10 protein-coding genes are annotated in these 21584 nt (G+C 68.8%); 7 read left to right on the top strand and 3 right to left on the bottom strand.

The window, feature by feature from the left end:
• Positions 1 to 55 precede the first annotated feature (55 nt).
• The 6 genes from RIN75_RS10475 (at position 56) to RIN75_RS10500 (ending at position 6067) form a co-directional block, all read left to right on the top strand.
• Positions 56 to 1285 (top strand): heparan-alpha-glucosaminide N-acetyltransferase domain-containing protein, encoded by a 1230-nt coding sequence (locus tag RIN75_RS10475; RefSeq protein WP_309111631.1) that lies wholly within the window; start codon positions 56 to 58, stop codon positions 1283 to 1285.
• A 125-nt stretch (positions 1286 to 1410) separates the two neighbouring features.
• Positions 1411 to 2064 carry a response regulator transcription factor gene (locus RIN75_RS10480; protein ID WP_309111632.1) on the top strand — a complete coding sequence of 218 codons (654 nt, stop codon included), beginning with the start codon at positions 1411 to 1413 and terminating at the stop codon, positions 2062 to 2064.
• Positions 2061 to 3176, top strand: a complete 1116-nt coding sequence (locus tag RIN75_RS10485; RefSeq protein WP_309111633.1) for a histidine kinase — start codon at positions 2061 to 2063, stop codon at positions 3174 to 3176. The genes RIN75_RS10480 and RIN75_RS10485 overlap by 4 nt, the downstream gene beginning before the upstream one ends.
• Before the next feature lie 525 nt (positions 3177 to 3701).
• Positions 3702 to 4967: a cation:proton antiporter gene (locus tag RIN75_RS10490; protein ID WP_309111634.1), complete on the top strand. Its 1266-nt coding sequence runs from the start codon at positions 3702 to 3704 to the stop codon at positions 4965 to 4967.
• 416 nt (positions 4968 to 5383) lie between these two features.
• Positions 5384 to 5794 (top strand): hypothetical protein, encoded by a 411-nt coding sequence (locus RIN75_RS10495; RefSeq protein ID WP_309111635.1) that lies wholly within the window; start codon positions 5384 to 5386, stop codon positions 5792 to 5794.
• 30 nt (positions 5795 to 5824) lie between these two features.
• Positions 5825 to 6067, top strand: a complete 243-nt coding sequence (locus tag RIN75_RS10500) for a hypothetical protein (protein WP_309111636.1) — start codon at positions 5825 to 5827, stop codon at positions 6065 to 6067.
• 830 nt (positions 6068 to 6897) lie between these two features.
• Here the strand turns inward: RIN75_RS10500 and RIN75_RS10505 are convergent.
• The 3 genes from RIN75_RS10505 to RIN75_RS10515 form a co-directional block, all read right to left on the bottom strand.
• Entirely contained in the window at positions 6898 to 7509 is a 612-nt protein-coding gene (locus RIN75_RS10505; protein ID WP_309111637.1) for a hypothetical protein, read from the bottom strand.
• A gap of 16 nt (positions 7510 to 7525) precedes the next feature.
• Positions 7526 to 16366, bottom strand: coding sequence for a LamG-like jellyroll fold domain-containing protein (locus tag RIN75_RS10510; RefSeq protein ID WP_309111638.1), 8841 nt, complete (start codon positions 16364 to 16366; stop codon positions 7526 to 7528).
• A 666-nt stretch (positions 16367 to 17032) separates the two neighbouring features.
• Complete coding sequence (locus RIN75_RS10515) at positions 17033 to 18061, bottom strand: LacI family DNA-binding transcriptional regulator (protein ID WP_309111639.1); 1029 nt, start codon at positions 18059 to 18061, stop codon at positions 17033 to 17035.
• A 561-nt stretch (positions 18062 to 18622) separates the two neighbouring features.
• Between RIN75_RS10515 and RIN75_RS10520 the strand changes: the two genes are divergently transcribed.
• Positions 18623 to 21544 (top strand): family 43 glycosylhydrolase, encoded by a 2922-nt coding sequence (locus RIN75_RS10520; RefSeq protein ID WP_309111640.1) that lies wholly within the window; start codon positions 18623 to 18625, stop codon positions 21542 to 21544.
• Positions 21545 to 21584 lie beyond the last annotated feature (40 nt).

Consider the following 21584-nt stretch of genomic DNA (forward strand, 5'->3'; position numbering starts at 1 on the left):
TGCGCCGGAGACATCGCCTCCCCAGACCCGTACGGCAACAGAACCCACTCCCTCGATGGGGCGCTTGGTCGGGGTGGACCTGGCCCGCGCGCTGGCCGTGTTCGGCATGTACGTCGTGCACCTCGGCCCCTCGGCGACCAACGCGAGCGGCATCGGCGCCTGGGTGCGGCACCTGACGGAGGGCCGTTCGTCGGCCCTGTTCGCCACGCTCGCCGGGTTCTCGCTGATGCTGATCGCGGGCCGCCTGGAGCCGAAGACCGGTGTGGCCGGGCGGCAGGCGAAGGCCCGGATCGCGATCAGGGCCGTGGTGCTGCTCGCCCTGGGCACCGTGATGATCACGTTCTACGGCGACGTGGTGATCCTCGCCTCCTACGGGCTGTTCTTCCTGCTGGCCATGCCACTGCTGCGGCTGAGCGCCAGGACGCTGGCGACCATCGCGGCCGGGATCGCCGTCGTCGGGCCGGTGCTGGCCTTCGGCCTCAAGTCCCTGATCACCGAGCCCGCCAGGGCTGCCATGAAGGCCTACGACCCACTCGCCCAACTCGGCGGCGCGGGACTTGTGGACCTCACGCTCACCGGCTTCTATCCGGCGATTCCCTGGATGGCGTTCATCGTCGCCGGGATGGCGCTGGGCCGGCTCGACGTGACCTCCGGCACCGTGCGGAAGCGGCTGGCCGTGTTCGGTCCCGCCCTCGCCGTGTTCGCCTACGGCACCTCCTGGCTGCTGGCCCAGCTGTTCGACGGCGTCCGGGAAGCCGCGGAGACGCAGAGCGCCAGGGGTCCCGGCGGCTCGGGCACGGGCAAGGGGCCGAAGGACTTCGGTCCCGCCGGTGACATGGCGCAGCCCGACGCCATCGGCGGTATGGCACCGCCCGGCACCACCGGATCGGCCTGGTCACTGCTGACCTCGGGGCCGCACAGCGGAATGCCGTTCGACGTCATCGGCTGCATCGGCGTCGCGATCACCGTGATCGTGCTCGCGATGACGGCCGTCGACCGCCTGCCGCTGCTGCGGCGCCTGGCCGCACCGATCATCGCCGTGGGCACCATGTCCCTGACCGCCTACGTCGGCCACTTCCTGCTGTCGTCCCAGATGTCCGGAGCCTCCGGTGCGTCCGTGACCGGCGTGACCGCCGGGTCCGAGTCCCAGACGTCCTGGACGCCGGTGCTCATGTTCATCTTCGGCGCCATGGCGTTCGCCTGGGTCTGGTCCCGCTTCTTCCGCCGGGGACCGCTGGAGTACCTGCTCAACCTCGCCACCAAGCCGGCGAAGCACATCCGCTGAACCCGGGCCGACCGGCTGGTCACGACCTGCCGGTCGGCCGGGTCCGACCCGCCGGTTCCCGGATGGCGCTGCCGAGCCGGTCTCGGCGAGACTGCACGCGTGCAGGATCCACAGAGGAGCGTGACATGATCCGGGTGGTCGTCGTGGACGACGAGGAGCTGGTGCGGACGGGGTTCCGCCTCATCCTCCAGGCGGCTGGAGACATAGAGGTCGTAGCGACGCCCACAGGAACGCAGGCGGTGCGCGAGATCAGTCTGCTCAAGCCCGACCTCGTGCTGCTGGACATCCGGATGCCGGACGTGGACGGCCTGACGATCCTGCGTCAGCTGCAGAGTCTCAAGCCGCCGCCGGTCGTGGCGATGCTGACGACGTTCGACTCCGACGAGTACATCGCCATGGCGCTGCGGTCGGGTGCGGCCGGGTTCATCCTCAAGGACACCGGGCCCGAACAGCTCGCCCAGATGGTGCGCACGCTGGTCAGCGGTGGTGTGGTGCTCTCACCCAAGGTCACCCGCACGGTCGTGGACGGCTACCTCGGCTCCGGCGCGGGCTCGCAGGCCTCCGAGCTGGTCGGCCAGCTGACCGAGCGCGAACGCGCGGTGCTCGTGCTGATCGCCGAGGGACTGTCGAACACCGACATCGGCGCCCGGATCCACGTCAGTGTCGGCACGGTGAAGGACCACGTCAGCGCGATCCTGACGAAGCTGCGCGTGGGCAGCAGGGTGCAGGCGGCTTTGGTGGCGCAGCGGGCCGGCCTGCTCGATGGCGAACAGTCGTGACCACGACAGTTCCGCCCAGGCTCGTCGACGCCGTGGTGCTCGCCCTCGCACTGGCCGAGGGCGTGCTGACCACGATCACCGAGGACGCGCCGTACGCGGTGGTCACGATCGCGATCGCGGTGCTCGCCCTCCTGGCGCGCGAACGCCTGCCGCTACCGGCCTTCCTGGCGACACTGCCGGCCGTGCTCGCGCCCGGCGCGATCGTTCCGGCGATCGCCGCTCTCTACGCGGTCTCCAGCCGCTATCGCGACTGGTGGCTGCTCGCGGGGTGCGGGCTCCTCGCCGCGGCCGGCTTCGTCTTCCCGATGACGGAGTTCGCTCCGTCGATCTGGGACTCCTACACGCTGCTCGGCCTCATCTACTTCACGATGACGGCGCTCGCACCGATCCTCCTCGGCCAGTTCCTGCATTCCCAGCGCGAGCTGGCTCTGCGGCTGGAAGAGGTCAAGGAAGCACGGGAGCACGAGCGGCGGCTCGACGCGGAGGCGATCCTGGCCCGCGAACGCAACCAGCTCGCCCGCGAGATGCACGACGTCGTCTCCCACCAGGTGAGCCTGATCGCGGTGCAGGCGGGTGCGCTCATGGTCAGCACCACCGACCCGGACGCCAAGCAGGCGGCCGAGAACGTCCGGCAGCTCTCGGTGAACACGCTCGACGAGCTGCGCCACATGGTGAACCTGCTGCGCGCCTCCGGCACCCCGGCGACCGAACTCACCCCGCAACCCACACTGACCGACCTCGAACGCCTCATCGCCAACAGCGCGATCGACGCACGGATGGTCGGCACCGCGCCCGAAGGGCTCGAACCACCCGCGCAGCGGGCCATCTACCGCACCATCCAGGAAGCGCTCACCAACGTGCGCAAGCACGCCCCCGGCGCCACCGCCACCATCGAGATCACCCACGACGACACCGACCTCACCGTCACCGTCACCAACACCCCACCCACCCGACCGACCCTCGCCCTGCCCAGCGCACAGCACGGGCTCGTCGGACTGCAGGAGCGCGCCACGCTGCTGGGCGGGAAACTCCACACCGGCCCCATGCCCGACGGTGGCTTCCAGCTACGGCTGCGGCTACCGCTCACGGCAGTCGGCACGGCACACGGATGACCACGCTCGGAGTGCACCGGATCGGCGCACTCCGAGCACCCGCTCATACAACCGCGGCCGGCCGAGCAACGCGGGCGATCGCGACCCGTTGCCGTTGCCGCTCGCCGCCGGACACCGAGCCGGTCCACCAGCGCCCTGGCCGTCAGCGGCTGTGCGGCGGCGGCAAGACCGCTCAGCAGGACGAGTGCCCCTCCGAAAAAGATGGTGAGCCGCTGCGGTCTGGCGTACCCCAGAAGCATTCGCCAGGTCGCGCGGCCAATCGGGGTGCGCACGGCAAAACAACTCCGCCTTCTCGGTCCGTGGCTGAAAATCACGATCCGGGCAGGCGAAAACGCCGCCGCGGACCGGCTCAACGATCATCAGCCACACCGCACGGCACCCAGCACCGGCGAACCAGATGGACGTTCCAGCCAGGTGACCCGGTAACACCAGCCACCTGGGGGATGACGAAGCGCTGAATGTCCACAATGGGCCCGCGGACAGTACACTTCCTGCCCGTCACGCCGCCTCACAAAGCACGGTCACATGAACTCGCTGCTCCTCATGATCGCGATAGCCATGGCGGTCCGCTCCTTCGCGGCGGCCCGGCTGGACCGTTGGAACCTCGGCGCTCCTGTCGTCATCGTCGCGGCGGGTGTTGTCATCGGCCTGGTCAACGATCAGTCGATCGAGATCGCGCTGAACACCCAGGCGATGTTGTACGTGGCCGAGATCGTGCTCGCCGTGCTGCTGTTCGTGGACGCCACCGAGGTTCGCGGCGGGCGGTTGTGGGGCAGTTCACCGGGGCTTGCGGCCAGGGTGCTGCTCATCGCGATGCCCCTCAGCCTCGTCGCGGCGATGCTGCTCGGCTGGTGGTTGTTCCCGGGCCTGCCCTGGCCGGTGCTCCTGCTGCTCGCCGGCGTGGTCGTGCCCATCGACTTCGCCCCCGCCGAACGGGTCGTGCGCGATCGTGGTCTGTCGTCGCGGGTGCGCAGCGTCCTCAACGTGGAAAGCGGGTACAACGACGGCATCATCTCGCCGCTGTTCCTGTTCGCGCTGATCCTGGCGGGCGACGACACCCAGGAACGCACACCGCTCTCCGCGCTGGCCACCGTGCTGCCCTTCGCGCTCAAGGCCCTCATCGCCGGTCTCCTGCTCGGTGCGGGACTCGCGGTGCTGCTGGTCGCTGCGCACCGATCGGGATGGCTCACCGAACAGTCCGGCCGCGTCGTCGTGCTGCTGGTACCGCTGCTGACCTACACCGCCACGGTCGCCGTCGACGGCAACGGGTTCGTGGCCTCCTTCGTCTGCGGCATCACGTTCCGCTACGTCCACCGGCGAGCCAAGGCCCGCCAGATCCGCAACGCTCCGCAGGGCCGGGACCTGCTGCGCCGCGGGGCGCTGGACGAGGACTTCCGTCTGCTGGAGGACTTCACCACCCTGCTGACCACGACGCTGTGGTTCGTCGTCGGCATCACCGCCGTGGTGGCGTTCTCGGACGGACTGCCCTGGCATGTCGCGCTCTTCAGCATCGCGGCGCTCACCGTCGTCCGCATGTTCCCCGTGCACCTCTCCCTCACCGGATCATCGCTCTCCCAACGGGAACGCCTCCAGATCGGGGCGCTCGGGCCACGCGGCACAACGTCGATCGTCTTCGGTCTCCTCGCCTTCAACAGGCTTCCCGAAGGACCCGCCGCGGACACCATCCTGCTCGTCACCGTGACCGTGGTCCTCAGCAGCGTGGTGCTGCACGGCATCGGCGCCGGTCCCACCGTCAAATGGCTGACACCCGTGAAACCGGCTCGTCGCTGAACTCCCACGCGATCACGCGACGGAACCGCGCAGGCCCTGGTCCGCATCCGCGAGCACGACGCGACCGGTGTCGGTCAGCGTCGCCGCCACGATGTCGCCGACCCGGCCGGGACGTGCCGGGCGCACCAGACCGGCGTGGACCAGAGTTCGCGCCGAGGGCGGTCGCAGAACGCCGGCCCGTCGACCAGGAAATCCGGGTCGCTGCCCGGGCTCACCTGGACGCGTCCGCACCGCGTCGCCCGGAGGACCGCCACCGCCCGGCAGCCGAGGCCCGTCGTCGTCTCGAACATGGGGATCACCGCCCGCCGGCCGGTACTGCGGCTGGGTGAATCCTGATCACGTGGTGGTCACCAGGCGGTCGTGATCGTCACACTGGACGGGTGAGCTTCCGCCGACCGCGTCCCGCCACGATCGTGGTGCTGTTCGCGGTGGCCGGGGCCTCCCAGATCCTCGCCGGTTTCGACGGTGAGCCGACGGTCCTGCAGATCGTCCTCACCGTCCTGCACGCCCTGGTCGCCGGTGGCGCGGCAGGGTGGATGGCCCTGCCCGACGTCCCCGCACGACGCCGACGCCGCAGGCCGGAAGCCGACCAGCCACGGACCTCCGGCGCATGGATGGCGCTGTCGAGGAAATCCCGGCAGAACCTGCGACGGCCCACCGCGACCTGGCTACCACCAGGCGACGCGTGGCCGGTTCTGCCGGTGAAGCGGGACGACTCCCCGCTGAAACCGAAAGCCAACGGGCCACCGGCAGGTGATGCCCAGAAAAAGGCGAAAGTGAACTGGCGGTCGAACGCGCCCAAAATCAGGCTCTCCGCAGTGGCTTAGAACCTCCGGGTACAGGCAAAGTTCACTGCGGTGGCCGACGTCACCGCACGCGGTCGTGCCCGCGCCGTAATCGACCGGCTGAGCGACAAATACGACGTGCCGGCCGAGGCGATCGCGGTCGCCTGGATCACGCACCATCCCGCGCAGATGCAGGTCGTGCTCGGCACGACCACGCCAGAACGTGTCACGGCCGCCGCGCTCGGTTCCGACATCCCGCTCACCCGATCCGAATGGTATGAACTGTTCCGTGCCGCCGGATACAAAGTGCCCTGACCTCGATCTTGCATGACGGCTCGTCAGCTTTGCCGGCGGGCCGTTTTTGCTTGGCCGGGCCGGTGTCTCTGTCCTGTGGGCATGGTGAGGGCCCGGCTGTCGCGTCGGGTGGGCGCCGGGTTCCACGGAGGTGGTCGGGTGCTCGTCGGGATGGAGTGCTGCCGCTGGTCAGCCGGGTCCGGCAGGCTTGCCGCTCGAACGCGTTGGTGATCACGTCGGTCCAGGGCCAGTGTGGGTCAATGCGCATTTCCTGGTTGAAGAAAATTGCCATTATCACTGCCGTTGCAGCGTCGTTCACGGCCGCCATCACGTTTCTGTCTTCCACAGCTTCTGCGGCGTCTGAGGTGAACAACGCGGTTGGCGCGCAGACCACCATCTTGCGCAGCTGGGCGATGGGAAGGTGCCTGGAAAACACTTCGCCGTGCCAGGTCATGAACGGCCACTCGTGGCCGAGGACACACCGTTGTTGAAGTTCGCGGGGGATTTACGGCGACTGCGCCGCAGCGCCGGTTCGCCGTCCTACCGTGAACTGGGTTCGCGCTAAGGACGGGTGTTGACCGTGGACGACACCGGGCTCGTGAAGAGTGCGAGCAAGTTTGCCACCTTGCCGCGCGCCGTTGGGTTGGATCAGCACCACACCTGCGTACGTCCGTTACGGGACTGTGGTCAGCAGCGCCTTGTAGTGGTCGGACAGAGCGAGGACGGCAACGACTTCTGCAGCGCCAAGACCCGTGACTTCGGTGATTGCCGGGACTTATAGATCCTGTTCACGTAGTGCGAGAGTGAAGTGGACTCGACCATCGATCTGTCAAGTCGACATCTCCGAAGAGCTACTCGTCACTTCGACCGAAAAGTCTGGCGCGGAGCTCCAGGTCTTGCATGCCGGCCGCGAAACCACCTCGCCGTGAACTGAGTGCCAGTTCTCCATGACGATCTTCGGCCAACTCCCGGACAGCTTCCACGAAGTCTGCATCGAAGATATCCCTGGGGCGCGTCCCCAGACGTTCACGGACAAGATCCTCCGGGACTTTTTCAAGGAGCAGTGCAAACAGCTCGGCGAACAACGACGGGTCGTTTCGACGTTCCAGGAAGCCCAAGACATCGTCGGCGAGGCGGCGAAGTACCCACGTTCGCCGCTCCGCCTCGAAGGTATATTCGACAACCCGATCGCGCGGTCGCCAGTCGGACCGGGTCAAGAAGTCCGGATCTGGATAGAAGTCCGGAGGTTCGAGCCCGGGGCAAAGCCAGACGTCACGACGACCTCCGGCGTCGAAGGCTTCTTCCTCCAGACCCAGAACCTCCTCAAGGTCACCTGGTCCGACTTCGAACGAAAAGTGCGCGCGAAGGATCACAGACAGTTCCTCCCGCGTGAGCGGGCAATAGTACTGATCGAGTACGACAAGAGCCCGGCTTCGAATTCGATCGTACAACTCGTCGTCCACACCCACTCCTATCGAGTCAGAACCTTCCACGCTTCACATCTTCGACACCCGACGTCCAAGGCTGGTCGGTCGGAACGCTACCAGCCCAAGGCTCGTCGTTGACCGGCCCTGGCCAGCGTTCCACAAGGTAGCGCTCAGCAGCTTCAGCAGAGCCCTCACCGGTGCGTGTGTCGAAGTTCTTGATGATCAGCATTCGACTGCCATCCGCGTAGTCGCTCGCCGGGTAGCGATCGATCGGGTTTTTCGAGATACCCCACTTGTAAATAACGCCCGCTACAGGGTGGTACCGAACGTACAGCGACGTTTGACCGTAGTCCGGCAAGGGCCCTTCCACGAACGAAGACTTGTATCTGCGCCCACCAGTGCGAGGATCGGCCAGGTAAGCCGGCACCGGACAGCTGTCTTCCCAGAATTGGGGGCCGCGAACGCGTTCGCCGGATGGACCGGAGCCGAGATAGCCACCGGTCTGGCAGTGACTCTCATCGTGACCTTGAGCCGGCGGCAACCAAGCCAGACCAGAACCTCCGTCGGCCTGCCCCGGCTGGTACTGGACCGACTCCCCTCCCGGCCCGACAATACCAAGTTCGATTCGCGCCTGGTTGTTGAGCGCGTCGATCATCGCCTGGATACCGGCGGCGATGGTCGCGGTGAGCGCGGGTGGCGCGACTGCGGTCATGGCGTTGTTCAGGACGCGTTCGGCACGGTTGTCCCGGACCTCGGTGGTTTCCTCGCTGCCGTCGTCCCGAGGCCAGTCGGTGCCGGACTCGTCCTCCGGCCCAGGCTCTACGATCCTCCGATCGGGGTCCTCCTCCTTGTCGGCACACCAACGGATGCAGGCGTGCCGTATCGGCTTCGGTTGGACGACGAGTCTCGACCGGTTGATGCCGCTCCGCCAGGTGGCTTCGAAGTCACCGGGCATGGGAATGATCCAACTCAGGCCGGTCGCGACCCGTCCGCCGAAGCCGGTTGAGAAGTTGGTCCAGCCGACGGCGCTCGCAGCGCGGCCGACGGCGGCACCGGCTGCTCCTCGGGCCGCAGTACCGCCCACTGCGGTCCCGACAATGTCGGCGATCACGACCCCGATCGCAAGGAAACCCTCCGGGTCGATCATGCCCAGGGGGTTGGCCGAGGCATAGGCGTGACGGTTGGCGTTGAGGAGGTCGGTGGGATCGAGGGTGGCGGTGTCTCGGCTGGTGAAGGCGCCGGTGCCGGGTTGGTACCAGCGGGCGCCCATGTTGACGTTGCCGGTGGTGGGGTCGGTGTACTGGTGCTGGTAGCCGAGGGTGGGTTGGGTGCCGGTGGTGGCTTGGACGGTGCCGAAGGGGGTGTAGGTGCGGGAGTTGGTGAGGGTGCCGGTGGCGGGGTTGGTGGTGGCGACGAGGTCGGTGTGCAGGTCGGTGACGGCCAGGCCGGTGGCGGTGCCCTGCTTGATGCCCAGGGGTGTGCCGTCGGGGGTGTGGCTGTAGAAGTCGGTGCCGTCGCTGATGATCGTCTGGCCGGTGCCCTGGTAGGCCAGGGTGCGGTTGCCGGTGGTGTGTAGGCGTCCTAGTGCGTCGTGGGTGTTGGTGGTGGTGCCGTCGGTGACGAGGTTGTCGTAGGCGTTGAACGCGACGTTGGTCGTCGTGCCGGCGGTGGTGCGGGTGGCCTGGGTGCCGCGGGCCGTGTAGGTGTAGCTGGTGTCGCCGCGGGTCAGCAGGTGGTTGCGTTGGTCGTAGGTGGCGGTGGTGGTGCCGTCCTGGGTGAGGTTGCCGTTGTTGTCCCAGCCGTAGTTGGTGGTGGTGCTGCCGTTGTCCCAGGACTTCAGGCGGCCGGCTTGGTCGTAGGTGTAGGTGTTGGTGCCGGCGCCGGCGAGGCCGGTGGTGGTCTTGGCGGTGAGGTGGTCTTCGGTGTCGAAGGTGTAGGTGGTGCTGGTGGTCGCGGTGCCGCCGGGTGCGGTGACGGTGTCGGTGGCGATGCGGCCCAGCGGGTCGTAGGTGTAGGCGCGGGTTGAGGTGCCGGTGCCGTAGCCGATGGTGGTGGTGCGGCCGAGGGCGTCGCGGGTGTAGGTGGCGGTGACGCCGGTGACCGGGTCGGTGGCGGTGGTCAGGCGGTCGGTGGTGTCGTAGCCGTAGGTGGTCGTGCCGGTGGCGGTGGCCACTGTGGACAGTCGGTTGTGGTTGTCGTAGGTGAACGACGAGTTGCCCGACGGCCCGATGGCGTTGACGATGTTGCCGCGGTCGTCGTAGGTGTAGGTGTTGCCGCCGGCGGAGGTCATGCGGCCGGCGAGGTCGTAGCCGAACGTGCGGTCCGGGGTGGCGACCGAGGCACCGGCGCCGGTCTGCTTGATGACGTTGCCGAGCGGGTCGTACTCGTGGGTGATGGTGACGCCGCCGGGCTTGGTCACGGTCGTGCGCCGGCCCGCCTTGTCGTAGGTGTTGGTGTAGGTGCGGTCGGCTGCGTTGAGGGTCTGCGCCGTGGCGGGTTCGATGGTGGATTCGGGCAAGCCCCAGGTGTTGGTGGTGTAGACGGTGGGGTTGCCGTTGCCATCGGTGGCGCGGGTGAGGTTGCCGGCGGCGTCGTAGCCGTAGCTGGTGGTGATCGAGGTCGTGCCGGTGACCGGGCGTGTGATGGTGGTGAGTCTGCCCGCGGCGTCGTAGGTGCGGGTCGTGGTGGCTGCGAGGCTGTCGGTGAAGCTGGTCTGGTTGCCGGCCGCGTCGTAGCCGAAGGTGTGCGTGCGCAGCACCGACCCGGACGGGGCGAGGTCGCTGGTGGTGGTCAGGCGGCCGGCCAGGTCGTAGGTCGCGGTGGTCTTGCCACCCAGCGCGTCGGTGCCCATGACCAGTCGGCCTGCCGCGTCGTAGAGCGCACTCGTGGTCTGGCCGAGCGGGTTGGAGGTCCAGACGCGGTTGCCCTTGTCGTCGTTGACGTACTGCGTCTTGTGGCCGTCCGGGCTGGTGACCGAGGCGAGGTTGTTCAGCTCGTCGTAGCGGAGTTGGGTGGTGAGGTTGCGGGTGGGCGCGGGTACACGTTCGACGACGGTCGAGGTGATCTTGTTGCCCAGCATGTCGTACGTGGCGGAGGTCTGCGCGCCGTTGGGCGCCGTGGTGGACAGCAGTTCACCGAGCGGGTCGTAGGTGGAGGTCCACACACCGCGCTGGGTCTGGCCGGGCAGCAACGGGTCGGTGCGACGCGTCCGGTTGCCGAGTTGGTCGTAGTCGAAGTTGGTGGTGTTGCCGAGCGCGTCGGTGGTAGCGGTGACTCGACCTGCGCCGTCGTAAGTGGCGTTCGTGGTGGCGGTGATCGGCTCGGTCGCGCCCGGTGGGGTGTAGGGCGGCAGGGTCGTGCTGGTCGGCCTGCCGGCTGCGTCGAACGCGGTGCGGGTGACGTTGCCCAGCGGGTCGAGGCGGTCGACGGGCTCGCCGAAGGTGTTGTAGCCGGTCTTGGTCACGGCCGAGGTGGTGACCGGGGCTTGGCCGTTGGCCTCGACCGGGACGGCCGGTCCGGTGGTCGTGGTGACGCGCCCGAGTGCGTCGTAGCCGAAGGACTGGGTGTTGCCCCGGGGGTCGGTGACGGTGAGCGCCAGGCCGAGTTCGTCGCGGGCGGTTGTCGTCACCAGCGTGGAGGTTCCGGTGTGGACGGCGCGGGTCAGTTCGCGGCCGAGCGCGTCGTGGGTGAAGTCGGTCTGGGCGACCCTGGTCCCGCCGGGCGCCTTGACGATGGTGCTGGTGACGTTGTCGTTGGCGTCGTAGGTGTTGACCGTCGTCCGCGCGTGGCCGGTGTTGCCGCACTTGGCCGGGCAGGCGTTGTCGTTGTCGCGGACCTCGACGACGCGGCCCGCGAGGTCACGCTTGTAGCTGGTGTAGTAGAGGCCGCCGCGGGTTTCCAGGCCGTCGAGGTTCCCGGCTCCGTCGTAGCGGTAGATGTGCAGGTTGATGTCGTAGGTGGTGCCGGTGTCGGGGTCCTTGTAGCCGACGAGGGTGTCGGAGAACAGGGCGCCGGTGGCTTTGTAGTCGTAGGCGATGGTGCGGCCCATCGCGTCGGTGCGGCTCGCGAGTTTGCCGCCGGGGTCGTAGGCGCGGGATTCGAGCACGATGTCACGGGGCGCGCCGCCGTCGCCGGTGAAGCCCTTCACCGTGGTCGTGGCGAGTTGGTGCCGTGCGGTGGTGTAGGTGTAGGTGAGTTCCGTGCCGACGGCGTCGATGCGCTTGGTCGGCTGCCCCATCGTGTCGTACTCGGTGCGTGTGACCGCGCCGGTCGGGTCGGTCAGCGTGGCGACGCGGCCGTAGAGGTCGTAGGTGTAGCTGGTGGTGCGGCCGGGGTCGTTGAGCGCTGCGTCGTCGACCTTGGTGGTGGCGATGGTGCCGTCGGGGTTGTAGGTGTTGGTGGTGCGCTGCTGGTGCGCCGTGCCGGTGACCGCGTTGGCCACCGCGGGCTCGGTGCGGGTGAGCAGGCGCGACATGCCGTCATAGGTGAAGGTGGTCGTGACGCCGCTGGGGAAGGTGGCGGAGATGACCTTCTCCTCGGTCGTGCGGCCGAGTGCGTCGTGGTTGCGGACCGTCTTCTTGCCGGCCGGGTCGGTCATCTCCCGCAGGTCGCCGCGGCTGGTGTAGGCGTAGGTGGTCACGCCGCCACCGGTGTTGGTCTCGGTGCGCTTGAGGCCGGGCGGCATGGTGCCGCCGCCGATGGCGGCCTCGGTTCCGGTGGTGTAGGTGACCGATGTCGAGCGGCGCGAGGAGGCGTCGCCGCCGGGCACGGTCGTACCTGCCAGGTCGCCTGAGGTCGTGTAGCTGAAGGTGGTCAGGTAGGTGTTGTCGGCGCTGTTCGCGGAACGTCCGTCGCGCTGCTCGGTGACGCGGTCGTTGCGCGGGTCCAGCGGGTCGTCGGCGTTGAGGAAGTAGTTGGCGTAGCTGGTGGTGCGCGAGGTCAGGTTGGCCCAGCCGACGCTGCGGGAGAGCACGTTGCCCCGGCCGTCGTTCACCATCGTGGTCTTGACGTTGTTCGGGTTGATGGTCTCCTGAAGGAAACCGCCGGTGTCGTAGCTGTACGTGGTGATCGCGCTGCCCGGCTCGGTCATGCGGGTCACGCGACCGCCGCGGCTCGGGTCGTAGTTGTACTGGGTGGACTGGCCGTCCGGGTTGATCAGGCTGGTGAACATGTTGGTCTTCGACTCCGGCGCCAGCCACGTCAAAGTCCACTTGCCGCCGTTGTGGTCGGTGTGGGTGGACACCCGGTCCGCGGCACGGTCGTACACGACCTGGGAGGCCACTCGACCACCCGGGACGGTGATCTTCGTGAGTGCCTTGGTCAGGTTGCGCGCGGCCCAGTGCTCGGCGACCGCGTTGGCGCTCAACGGCCGGTCGTAGAGGGCGACGTCGGACAGTTGACCGTTGAAGTGGCCCCAGTCGTCGGCCGGACGCGCGGGCCAGGCGCGGCTGTTGACCAGGCCGGCACCGATGTGGGTCAGCGCCTCGCTGTGGTCGATCAGGCCGTTCTGGGTGCCGACGGCGGCGCCGTCGAGGTAGAGGGTCTGGCGGTCGGCGGCGCCGGTGAGCACCACGTGGTGCCAGTTGCCGTCGGTGACCGTGCCCGGGGTGACGATGCCGGTGACGTTGCCGTTCCAGAAGTGGCCGTAGAGCTTGCCGTCCGTGCCCACGTACAGGATCGGCGTGCCCGACCCGGTGGCGGTGGTGTTGGGTTGCGCCTGCGCCGAGGTGGCCAGCAGCACCCCGCCCGCGGTGGACGTGGTCTTGAACCACAGTTCCGCGGTCAACTGCCGCTTGGTGCCGATGCTGCTGTCGGGCAGCTTCACGAACGACGTGGCGCCGTTGAACGCCGCGGAGGTGATCCACGAGCCCGGCATCGCGCCCGGCGCGCCGAGGGTGACGTTGTTGTAGGTGCCGTGGTTCTGGCCACCCCTGGGCGCGCGGTTGGAGGCGATGGTGCCGGAAGCCTCCTGGAGCCGCCAGTAGCCGATGGGGCCGGCGTCGAGTGCGGTGCTGCGGTAGTGCAGCACATCGCCGTACTCGTAGGCGGTGCACGCGCCGGTCGGGTCGCACACCGAGGTCAGCCGGTCGCCGTCATAGGTGTAGTCCCACGCCAGCGCGATGTCCGGGCCGGTGACCACGCGCGTGACGTGACCGCCGGTCCAGGTGAAGGTGAGGCTGCGCCCGGACACCGTGTCGGTCGCGGTGCTCAGGCGTCCGCCGGAGTCGTAACTCAGCGTCTGGCTGCGGCCGAAGTCGTCGGTGATCGACGTGAGCCGGCCCGCCGCGTCGAACCGGTAGTTGACGTGGCCCTTGGTGGTCAGCTGCCAGCCACCGCCGGTGACGGCGACCAGGGTCGCGAACCGGCCCGCCGGCGGGGCGTAGCTGCCGTCCGGCCGCTTGCCGAACCGCGCCTGAACGCCGTCGGGGTAGGTGATGAGCAGGTTGCCGGTGCCGTCGTTGTCCGGGACGATCGCGGTGTCCCACCGCGTGGACCACCCGGCGCCGAACGCCAGGTTCCTGCGCGGGTCGAGGCTGTTGTAGCTGCGCACCACCGACAACGCCGGCCCGACCGCGGACAGGGCCGCGTCCGTGGCCGTCGTGGAGTAGTTGCCCACCCCGGGATCGACCGACCCGCTCGTCGCCGTCGACGCCGCACCCAGGTGGCTGGTGACCGCCGGCTGCGGCGTCTGCGCGGTCAGGAACGCCGGCTGGCTCCACGGCGAGTTGCTGCCCCAGTCCCCCACCGAGCCGTACCAGGCGTAGGTCTTGCCCCACGCCATCTTCCCGTCCGGCACCGTCCAGGTCGGCGAGGAACTCCAGGTGGACTCGACGCAGTTCTGCAGGTTGTCGCCACCGGCGTCGCAGATCTTGAACAGGTACGCCAGCCCGTTCCCGGGGTAGTTGTCCGGGTCACGACCGCCCAGCGTCAACGTCGGGTTGAGCACCTCGCTGACGTAGTTGCTCGACGGCGACATCGCCGTCACCACCGGCACCTGGTTCGGGATGGTCATGCCGACGCCAGCCGACATCGGCACGCCGGTAGTGCTGAACTTCGTCGTGCCGTAGTGGTCCATGTCGAACTGGAGCGTGTAGCTGCCCGGCTTGAGCGTGCGGATCGTCGCGTTCACCGTCGCCGACCCGCCCGGCGGCACGTCGTGCGGCATCGCCGTCCAGGCGACGTCGCTCAGCTCGGTGCCCGCGCTGTTCCACAGCCGGTAGTGCAGCTTGTAGTTGCCGCCCGCGGTCCACGTGTCGCGGCCGTGGTTGGTGACGGTCACCTGCATGGTGCCGTCCTGGCTGGAGGTCACCGGCTTGGTCATCGCCCCGACCTGATAGGTCGCCCAGTACGGGTTGTAGGTGATCTCCAGGAACGGCTGGTTCGCGCTGTTGCGGCCGGCGAACTTCTTCCACCCGTAGCTGTCGGACTCCGACGCGCGGACTGTCAACCCGTTGTTCGTGCCGCCGTGCGTCCACCGGTGCACCACACCGACACCCGCACTGCCCAGCGGGATCTTGTGCCACGCACCGCTCTGGTTGCAGCCGCTGCTGTAACCGCTGGCGAAGTCCGCGTACCCCAACTCCGCACCGTACTGCGGCCCCGGCCAGGTTTTGTTGCCCGACAGGCTCCACGCCTGGTCGACGTCGTTGACCCACACCCGGCGTGCGTTGCACGAGTAGGACCACACGTTGTACAGCCACAGGTTGGCGTCGAGGATGTAGTTGCCCGCCAGCGCCGACGCCACCGAGTCGAACTTCAGGAACCCGTTGGCCTTGCTCGCACCACCGTCGTAGGTGCCCACGCTGAACGTCGGGTCACCCGAGTAGTCCGCGTTCCACGGCGACTGCACGAACGTCGACCCGTCCGTGTGGTGCGACACCACGCTCGGGTCCGCCTTCACCGGGAACACCCGAGCCGGGTCGGACAGCCACGCCTTGTCCAGGCTGACGTGCAGCACGTCACCGTCCAGCCGGTAGGTCACACCCCGCGACCGCGCGCCCTCACCCGAGCGCGGGTCGATCGCCGAGTCCTCCATGAACCCCGGCGGCACCACCGCCTTGACCACACCCGCGGCGTCCTTCAACACCACCGACCCGGCGTCCAGCGACGCGGTGAGCCCGTTGAGCCGCAACGGGAAATCCCACTCCGTCGGCGCATCGGCCGAATCCAGGATCAACGTCTCCTTGATCCCGTGCGGAGTCGCCTCCAACTCCAGGTCCACACCCGCCCGCACGTCCGGGTACGTGACGGCCGCGCCCTCGACCCGCGCCTCCACGCCGGTCGCACCCGCGAGGCCGTAACCGAACGAGACACCGGGCTCCAACTCCAGCGACGCCACGGTCGCCGCGTCCGCCGAATCGGCGAACCGCTTGTTCACCGAATCCGAACGACTCCGCCACGCCCCGTCCTCCTCGACCAGCGTCGAATCGATCGGGAACCAGAACCCGTTGCGCGAAAAGAACTTCCGTCCCTGGAACACCCGCCTCGTGCGCGTGCCGTCCGGGTTCACGAACTCCTGCGTGTCCGACGACCGCCGGTTCACCAGCTCTCGTGGCGTCCCGTCACCGCCCTCGACGGGCACGGTCGAACCGTCACCGACGCCGACCTCGACGACGGTCTCCTGCGCCGGCCCCTCACCACCCAACTCCGGGTCCGGGTACGGCTCATCGGCAGGCAGACCACCCGGTGCCGGCGGCGAATCCCGCACCGTGCCCGGCTCCTCCTCGGCCCGCGTCTGGTCACTCGTCGCCTCGTGACTGCGCCCCGCCGCACTGCCCCACTCCTGCTGCGGAACCTCCCCCACCGCGCCAACCGCGACAGCACCCACCACGCCGACCGGACTCGCCACCGACGCGACCAACGCCAGCACGACCCCGACAACGCCAACGCGCACACCGCCCGCAGACCGCACGGTCCCCCCTCGAACTCGAACACCCAACAGCCGAGTCCACAAGGGACAGCGACCGGCCCACATGCAGGCACGCAGACCGGCAGACAGCACACCTCACGACGGCGCATCCAAGAAGACTCCAAACGGAGCAACGACCCCCGAACGGACACCACCTGGTCGCCATTCCGGAAAATCGGCAACCACCACGCACGACCACCGCGCTCGGTGTCACCCGAATAGCCCACCAACAGCCCGCGTTACGTGATGAACAAAACAGTTCACACCATCGCGCACTGGTCCTGCATTTTTGATCATGGCCGAATGCGCGGACGGCACGGCCACTCGCGTCCATGACGTTCGATGCCCGAGCAGCCAGCCTGCGCACGTGCTGCGCGGGAGGTCAGACCGCCTGCCTGCACCACCGCCACACCGTGAGGGAGCGTTCCGGACCGAGGACGCCGCACCGGCTCCGGCACTGGTTGAGCGCGCACTGCCACGGGCAGGAGCTGGACGTGGAGAAGACTTCCACAGAACGGGAAACCACTTTGTCGGGCGGTTGGCCGTGACATTCCGTTGCTACCGGGGCGACGGTTCGCGACGGAAACATGACGACCGAGAGAAGGCGGACCACGGCCGGGCGCCACCCGCAAATGATTCGCCGACGCCCGTTCAGGAGCGCTTGCGCGGGCGCGCTCGACCGGTGCGGAACGCCGGGTCCGACGCCAGTCGGACGCTGTCCCGCGACACGAGCGTCGGCGTGGACGTGCGCCGGACCTCACCGATCGGGTTCCCGTCGATCTGGGCCATCAGCAAATCCAAAGCGTCACGCGCGACCGCGCCGAAGTCCGGTTTGACGGTGGTCAGCGGCGGGATGAAGTAGGCCGCTTCCGGCACGTCGTCGAAGCCCACGACGCTCACGTCGTGCGGCACCCGGCGGCCCCGCTCGTGCATCGCGCGCAGGATGCCCAGCGCCAGGTGGTCGTTCGCCGCGAAGATCGCCGTGACCTCGGGCATCCGGGCCAGCACCTGACCCGCCCGGTAGCCCGACGCGGCGCTCCAGTCGGCCGGCACGATCGGCGGTTCCTCCGCGCCCGCCGCCGCCAGCGCCGACCGCCAGCCCTTGATCCGGCCGAGGCTGTCGAACCAGTCCGACGGGCCGGACACGTGCCACACCGTGCGGTGACCCGCCTCCAACAAATGGGTGGTCGCGGCGAGCGCCCCCGCCGCCTGGTCGACGGTCACCAACGGGGTCGAGCGCTCCACGTCACCGTCGACCATCACCAGCGGCACGTCGGGGGGAACGGTGTCCACCGCGTCGTGCGCCGACGCGGTCGGCGCGATGACGACGATGCCCGCCACCCGCTGGTCGCGGTGCCGCTCCAGGGCCTTGGTGATCGACTCGCGGTCCAGCGCGTTGACCCGGTGCGCGGTCACCACGAACCCGGCCGTCACCGCCACCTGCTCGAACGCCGCCAGCAGCGAGACGGGCCCGCACAGGGTCGTGTTCTGGGCCACCACCCCGATCAGCTGCGAACGGCCCGTGACCAGCGCGCGGGCCACCCGGTTCGGCCGGTAGCCCAGCTCCTCGATCGCCGCCCGCACGCGTGAGCGCGTCTGCTTCTGGACGTACGGGTGGCCGTTGAGCACCCGTGACACCGTCTGGTGCGACACGCCGGCGAGCCTGGCGACGTCGGCCATCGCGGGCGCACCGGAAGTCCTGTTACCCACTACCGCCCCCTCCACACGCGCTCACCGAACCGGGGCCGAGCAGCGGAAAGCGCACCGCCGGGTTCGTCGCAGGGAAACTCCCGACGTCATCGTCAACGGGATGCCACGGCAGTGACCGGCGGTCCGCAATCGAAAAGTTTCGACATCGGGACTGATCGACGGTGATCGGCGACTCAATGTAGCCGGGCGCCATTTGGCCAGTCAACGCGGGCGCGCGCTAAAAATCCGGCTCTTTTAGATGCCATCGCCACCGGCCACCCCCGCCGGTCACGCAAATGTTTCGCACGTCCGGCGCGACCGAAGGGCCGGGTCGCGGATCAACCTTGACACCTACTTGTGTTATCGCTAACACTGTCCGGCAACATCGCGTTGACACCGCCGACCCACGCCATTCACCAGGACACCTCAACCGCTGACCTCCCGCGTTTAGCGCGGTCAGATGTTAGCGATCACAGGCTGTCCCGCCGCGCGCTGCGCTCGACTGCCCGGAGAAACACCCGGTTTCCGCCACGACCGCGTCTGGAGCCGTCCATGCCCCTGATCGTCCACGCACCCCCACGACGGCGGAGAGCCGCCACGGCCGCCCTCGCCGTGGTCGCCCTGATCGGTGCGGTCCTGCCCTCGGTCGGCCCGCCGGCGCAGGCGGCGGACGAGTGGGTGCCCGCGTCCTCGTACACGTCCACCGACCGGGGTGAAGGGACCTACTCCGTGCCCCTGCTCAACTCCGACGTGCCCGACGTCAGCGTGGAACGCGTGCCGGCGGCGGAGCACGAAGAGGGCCGCGACGTCTACTACATGATCAGCACGACGATGCACCTGAGCCCCGGCGCGCCGATCATGAAGTCCTACGACCTGGTCAACTGGGAGATCGTCAACTACGTCTTCGACCGGTTGGGCGTCGGCGACTCGTTCTCCCTGCGCAACGGCCAGAACTCCTACGGCCAGGGCCAGTGGGCGTCGTCGCTGCGCTACCACCGGGGGAAGTTCTACGTCGCGTTCAACACCAACAACCTCGGCGGCTCCTACCTCTACAGCACCGACGACATCGAGGACGGCGCCTGGACCCGACTGCCGCTGGGGCGCGCGTTCCACGACCCGTCGCTGTACTTCGACGACCGCGACGGCGGCACGCCGTACATCTTCTACGGGTCGGGGTCGACCAGCGCGGTCAAGCTGGACAGCGGCCTGACCAGGGTGGTGGCGGAGTACCCGAACATCCTGCGGCCGGCCGACTACCCCGGCTCGCCCTTCCTCGGCGGCCTGTTCGAGGGCGCCCAGGTGCAGTACATCGACGGGCACTACTACGTCGTGATCATCACGTGGCCGCCGGGCCAGGGACGCCAGGTGGTGCTCTTCCGCTCGACGGAACTCCTCGGGTGGTACGCGACGGCTGACGGCAGCAACCCGTACCGGGCGCGGGGCGTGCTGAACTCGAACGGCTTCGCGCAGGGCAGCCTCGTGCCGATCGCCCGGGACGGGGGCCGGACCGACTGGTACGGCATGTTCTTCCGCGACTCGTTCCCGGTCGGCCGCATCCCGGCGCTCATCCCCGCCACCTGGCAGGACGGCTGGCCCACCTTCGGCGACCACGGCGTGGTGCCGGTGAACGGGGAGTTCGCCAAGCCGATCCGGCTGAGCCCGGCCGAGGAGGCGCTGGAGCGGCAGAAGAGCGTCGTCGCCTCGGACGATTTCGCCAACGACGCGCCGCACAAGGCCTACATGGACGAGCAGTGGACGATCCCGTCCCCGCCCGAGGTCGACGAATCGCTGCTCGGCGTGGAGCTGGTGCGCAACCCCGGCTTCGAGTCCGGCACCGTATCGCCGTGGGCGGCCCAGTTCGGCGCGCAGCTCACCCTGGAGCCCGTCGACGGCACCACGGCGCTGAAGGTGGCCAACCGGACGCTCAACGGCTCGGGGCCGAACCAATCCCTGGACGGCGTGCTGCAACGCGGGGTGACCTACCAGGTGTCGGCGAAGGTCAAGTACGCCGCGGGCCCGGCGAGCGTGCGGTTCAACCTGGTCGCGGACTGGGGCGCGGGCGTGCAGGTGATGGCGTCCGGCGAAGTCCAGGCGGGCCGGTGGACGACCGTCTCCGGCCGGTACACGGTGCCGAGCACGGCCGAGACGGGCAAGGTGACGTTCGCGGTCGAGACGCCGTGGGCCAACCCGCAGCCGCCGTCGTCGAGCGTCGAGTACCTGTTGGACGACGTCTCGGTCATCGGCCAACCGGTGACCACCGAGCACCCGACCGAGGCGGAGATCAGGCCCAACGGCTCGCGGCTCGGGCCGGCCTGGCAGTGGAACCATGCCCCGGACAACCGCTACTGGTCGCTGACCGACCGCGAGGGCTGGTTGCGACTGACCACCGGCAAGGTCGTCACCGGCGGCTACGTCTACACCAAGCTGTCGAACCGGGCCGAGCTGACGTGGTTCGAGGAGGCGCGCAACACGCTCTCGCAGCGGACGTTCGGCCCGAAGTCCTCGGCGGAGACCAAGCTCGACTTCTCCCGGATGAAGGACGGCGACGTCGCGGGCCTGGCGATGTACAACCGCGGCTTCTCCTACGTCGCGGTGAAGCGGGTGAACGGGCGGCACACGCTCGGGGTGGTCAACCGGGTGCAGCCCTTCCCGGTCACCTTCGACCAGGCGACCGCGGAGACCTTCGTGCCCGGCACCGCGGTGCCGCTCGGCGACGCCACCACCGTGCACCTCAAGGGTGACGCCGAGTTCGACGCGCCGACCGGCCAGGGCTGGACCACGTTCCACTACAGCCTGGACGGGCTCACCTGGCACCGGCTGGGCGACCGCGTCGGGCCGCAGACCCTGGACGGCAGCCTAACCCACTTCATGGGCCACCGGTGGGGCCTGTTCAACTACGCGACCGCGCAAGCCGGCGGGCAGGTCGACTTCGACCACTACCTGCTCAGCGACACGCTGACCGCCGAGGGCAAGCCGCTCGACACCGGCGACCTGGACGCCGCGATCGGGCACGCGTCCACGTTGGACGAGCACCACTACCCCGCGGACTCGTGGGCCGCGATGCGCGCGGCGCTCGGCAAGGCCCAGGCCGCACGGGCATCCGCCTTCGGGACGCAGAACCAGATCGACGCGCCGGAGCTGGCGTTGAGCCTGGAGCTCGCCCGACTGGGCGTGGCGCGGTTCCCGGTCGCCGTGGCGGTGGCCGCGCAGACCCGGTGCGCGGGACCTCAGGTCGCGCTCACCATCGAGGTCACCAACCACGAAGCGGTCCCGGTGGACGTCTCGGTGGACACGCCCTACGGCACCAAGTCGTTCGACGACGTCGAGCCGGGCAAGACCCGCTTCCACCCGTTCCAGACCCGGGAGCGGCACGTGCCGGCGGGTTCGGCGTCGGTCACCGCGTCCGCGACGGTCGACGGTGAGCCGCGAACCGTCGAGCTGACCGCACCCCACGACGCGCACACCTGCCGGTGAGCGCACCCAGACCCCCGCAACCGCACCCAGACCCCCACAC

The sequence above is a fragment of the Saccharothrix sp. genome, from assembly GCF_031180885.1.
GTDB lineage: Bacteria > Actinomycetota > Actinomycetes > Mycobacteriales > Pseudonocardiaceae > Actinosynnema.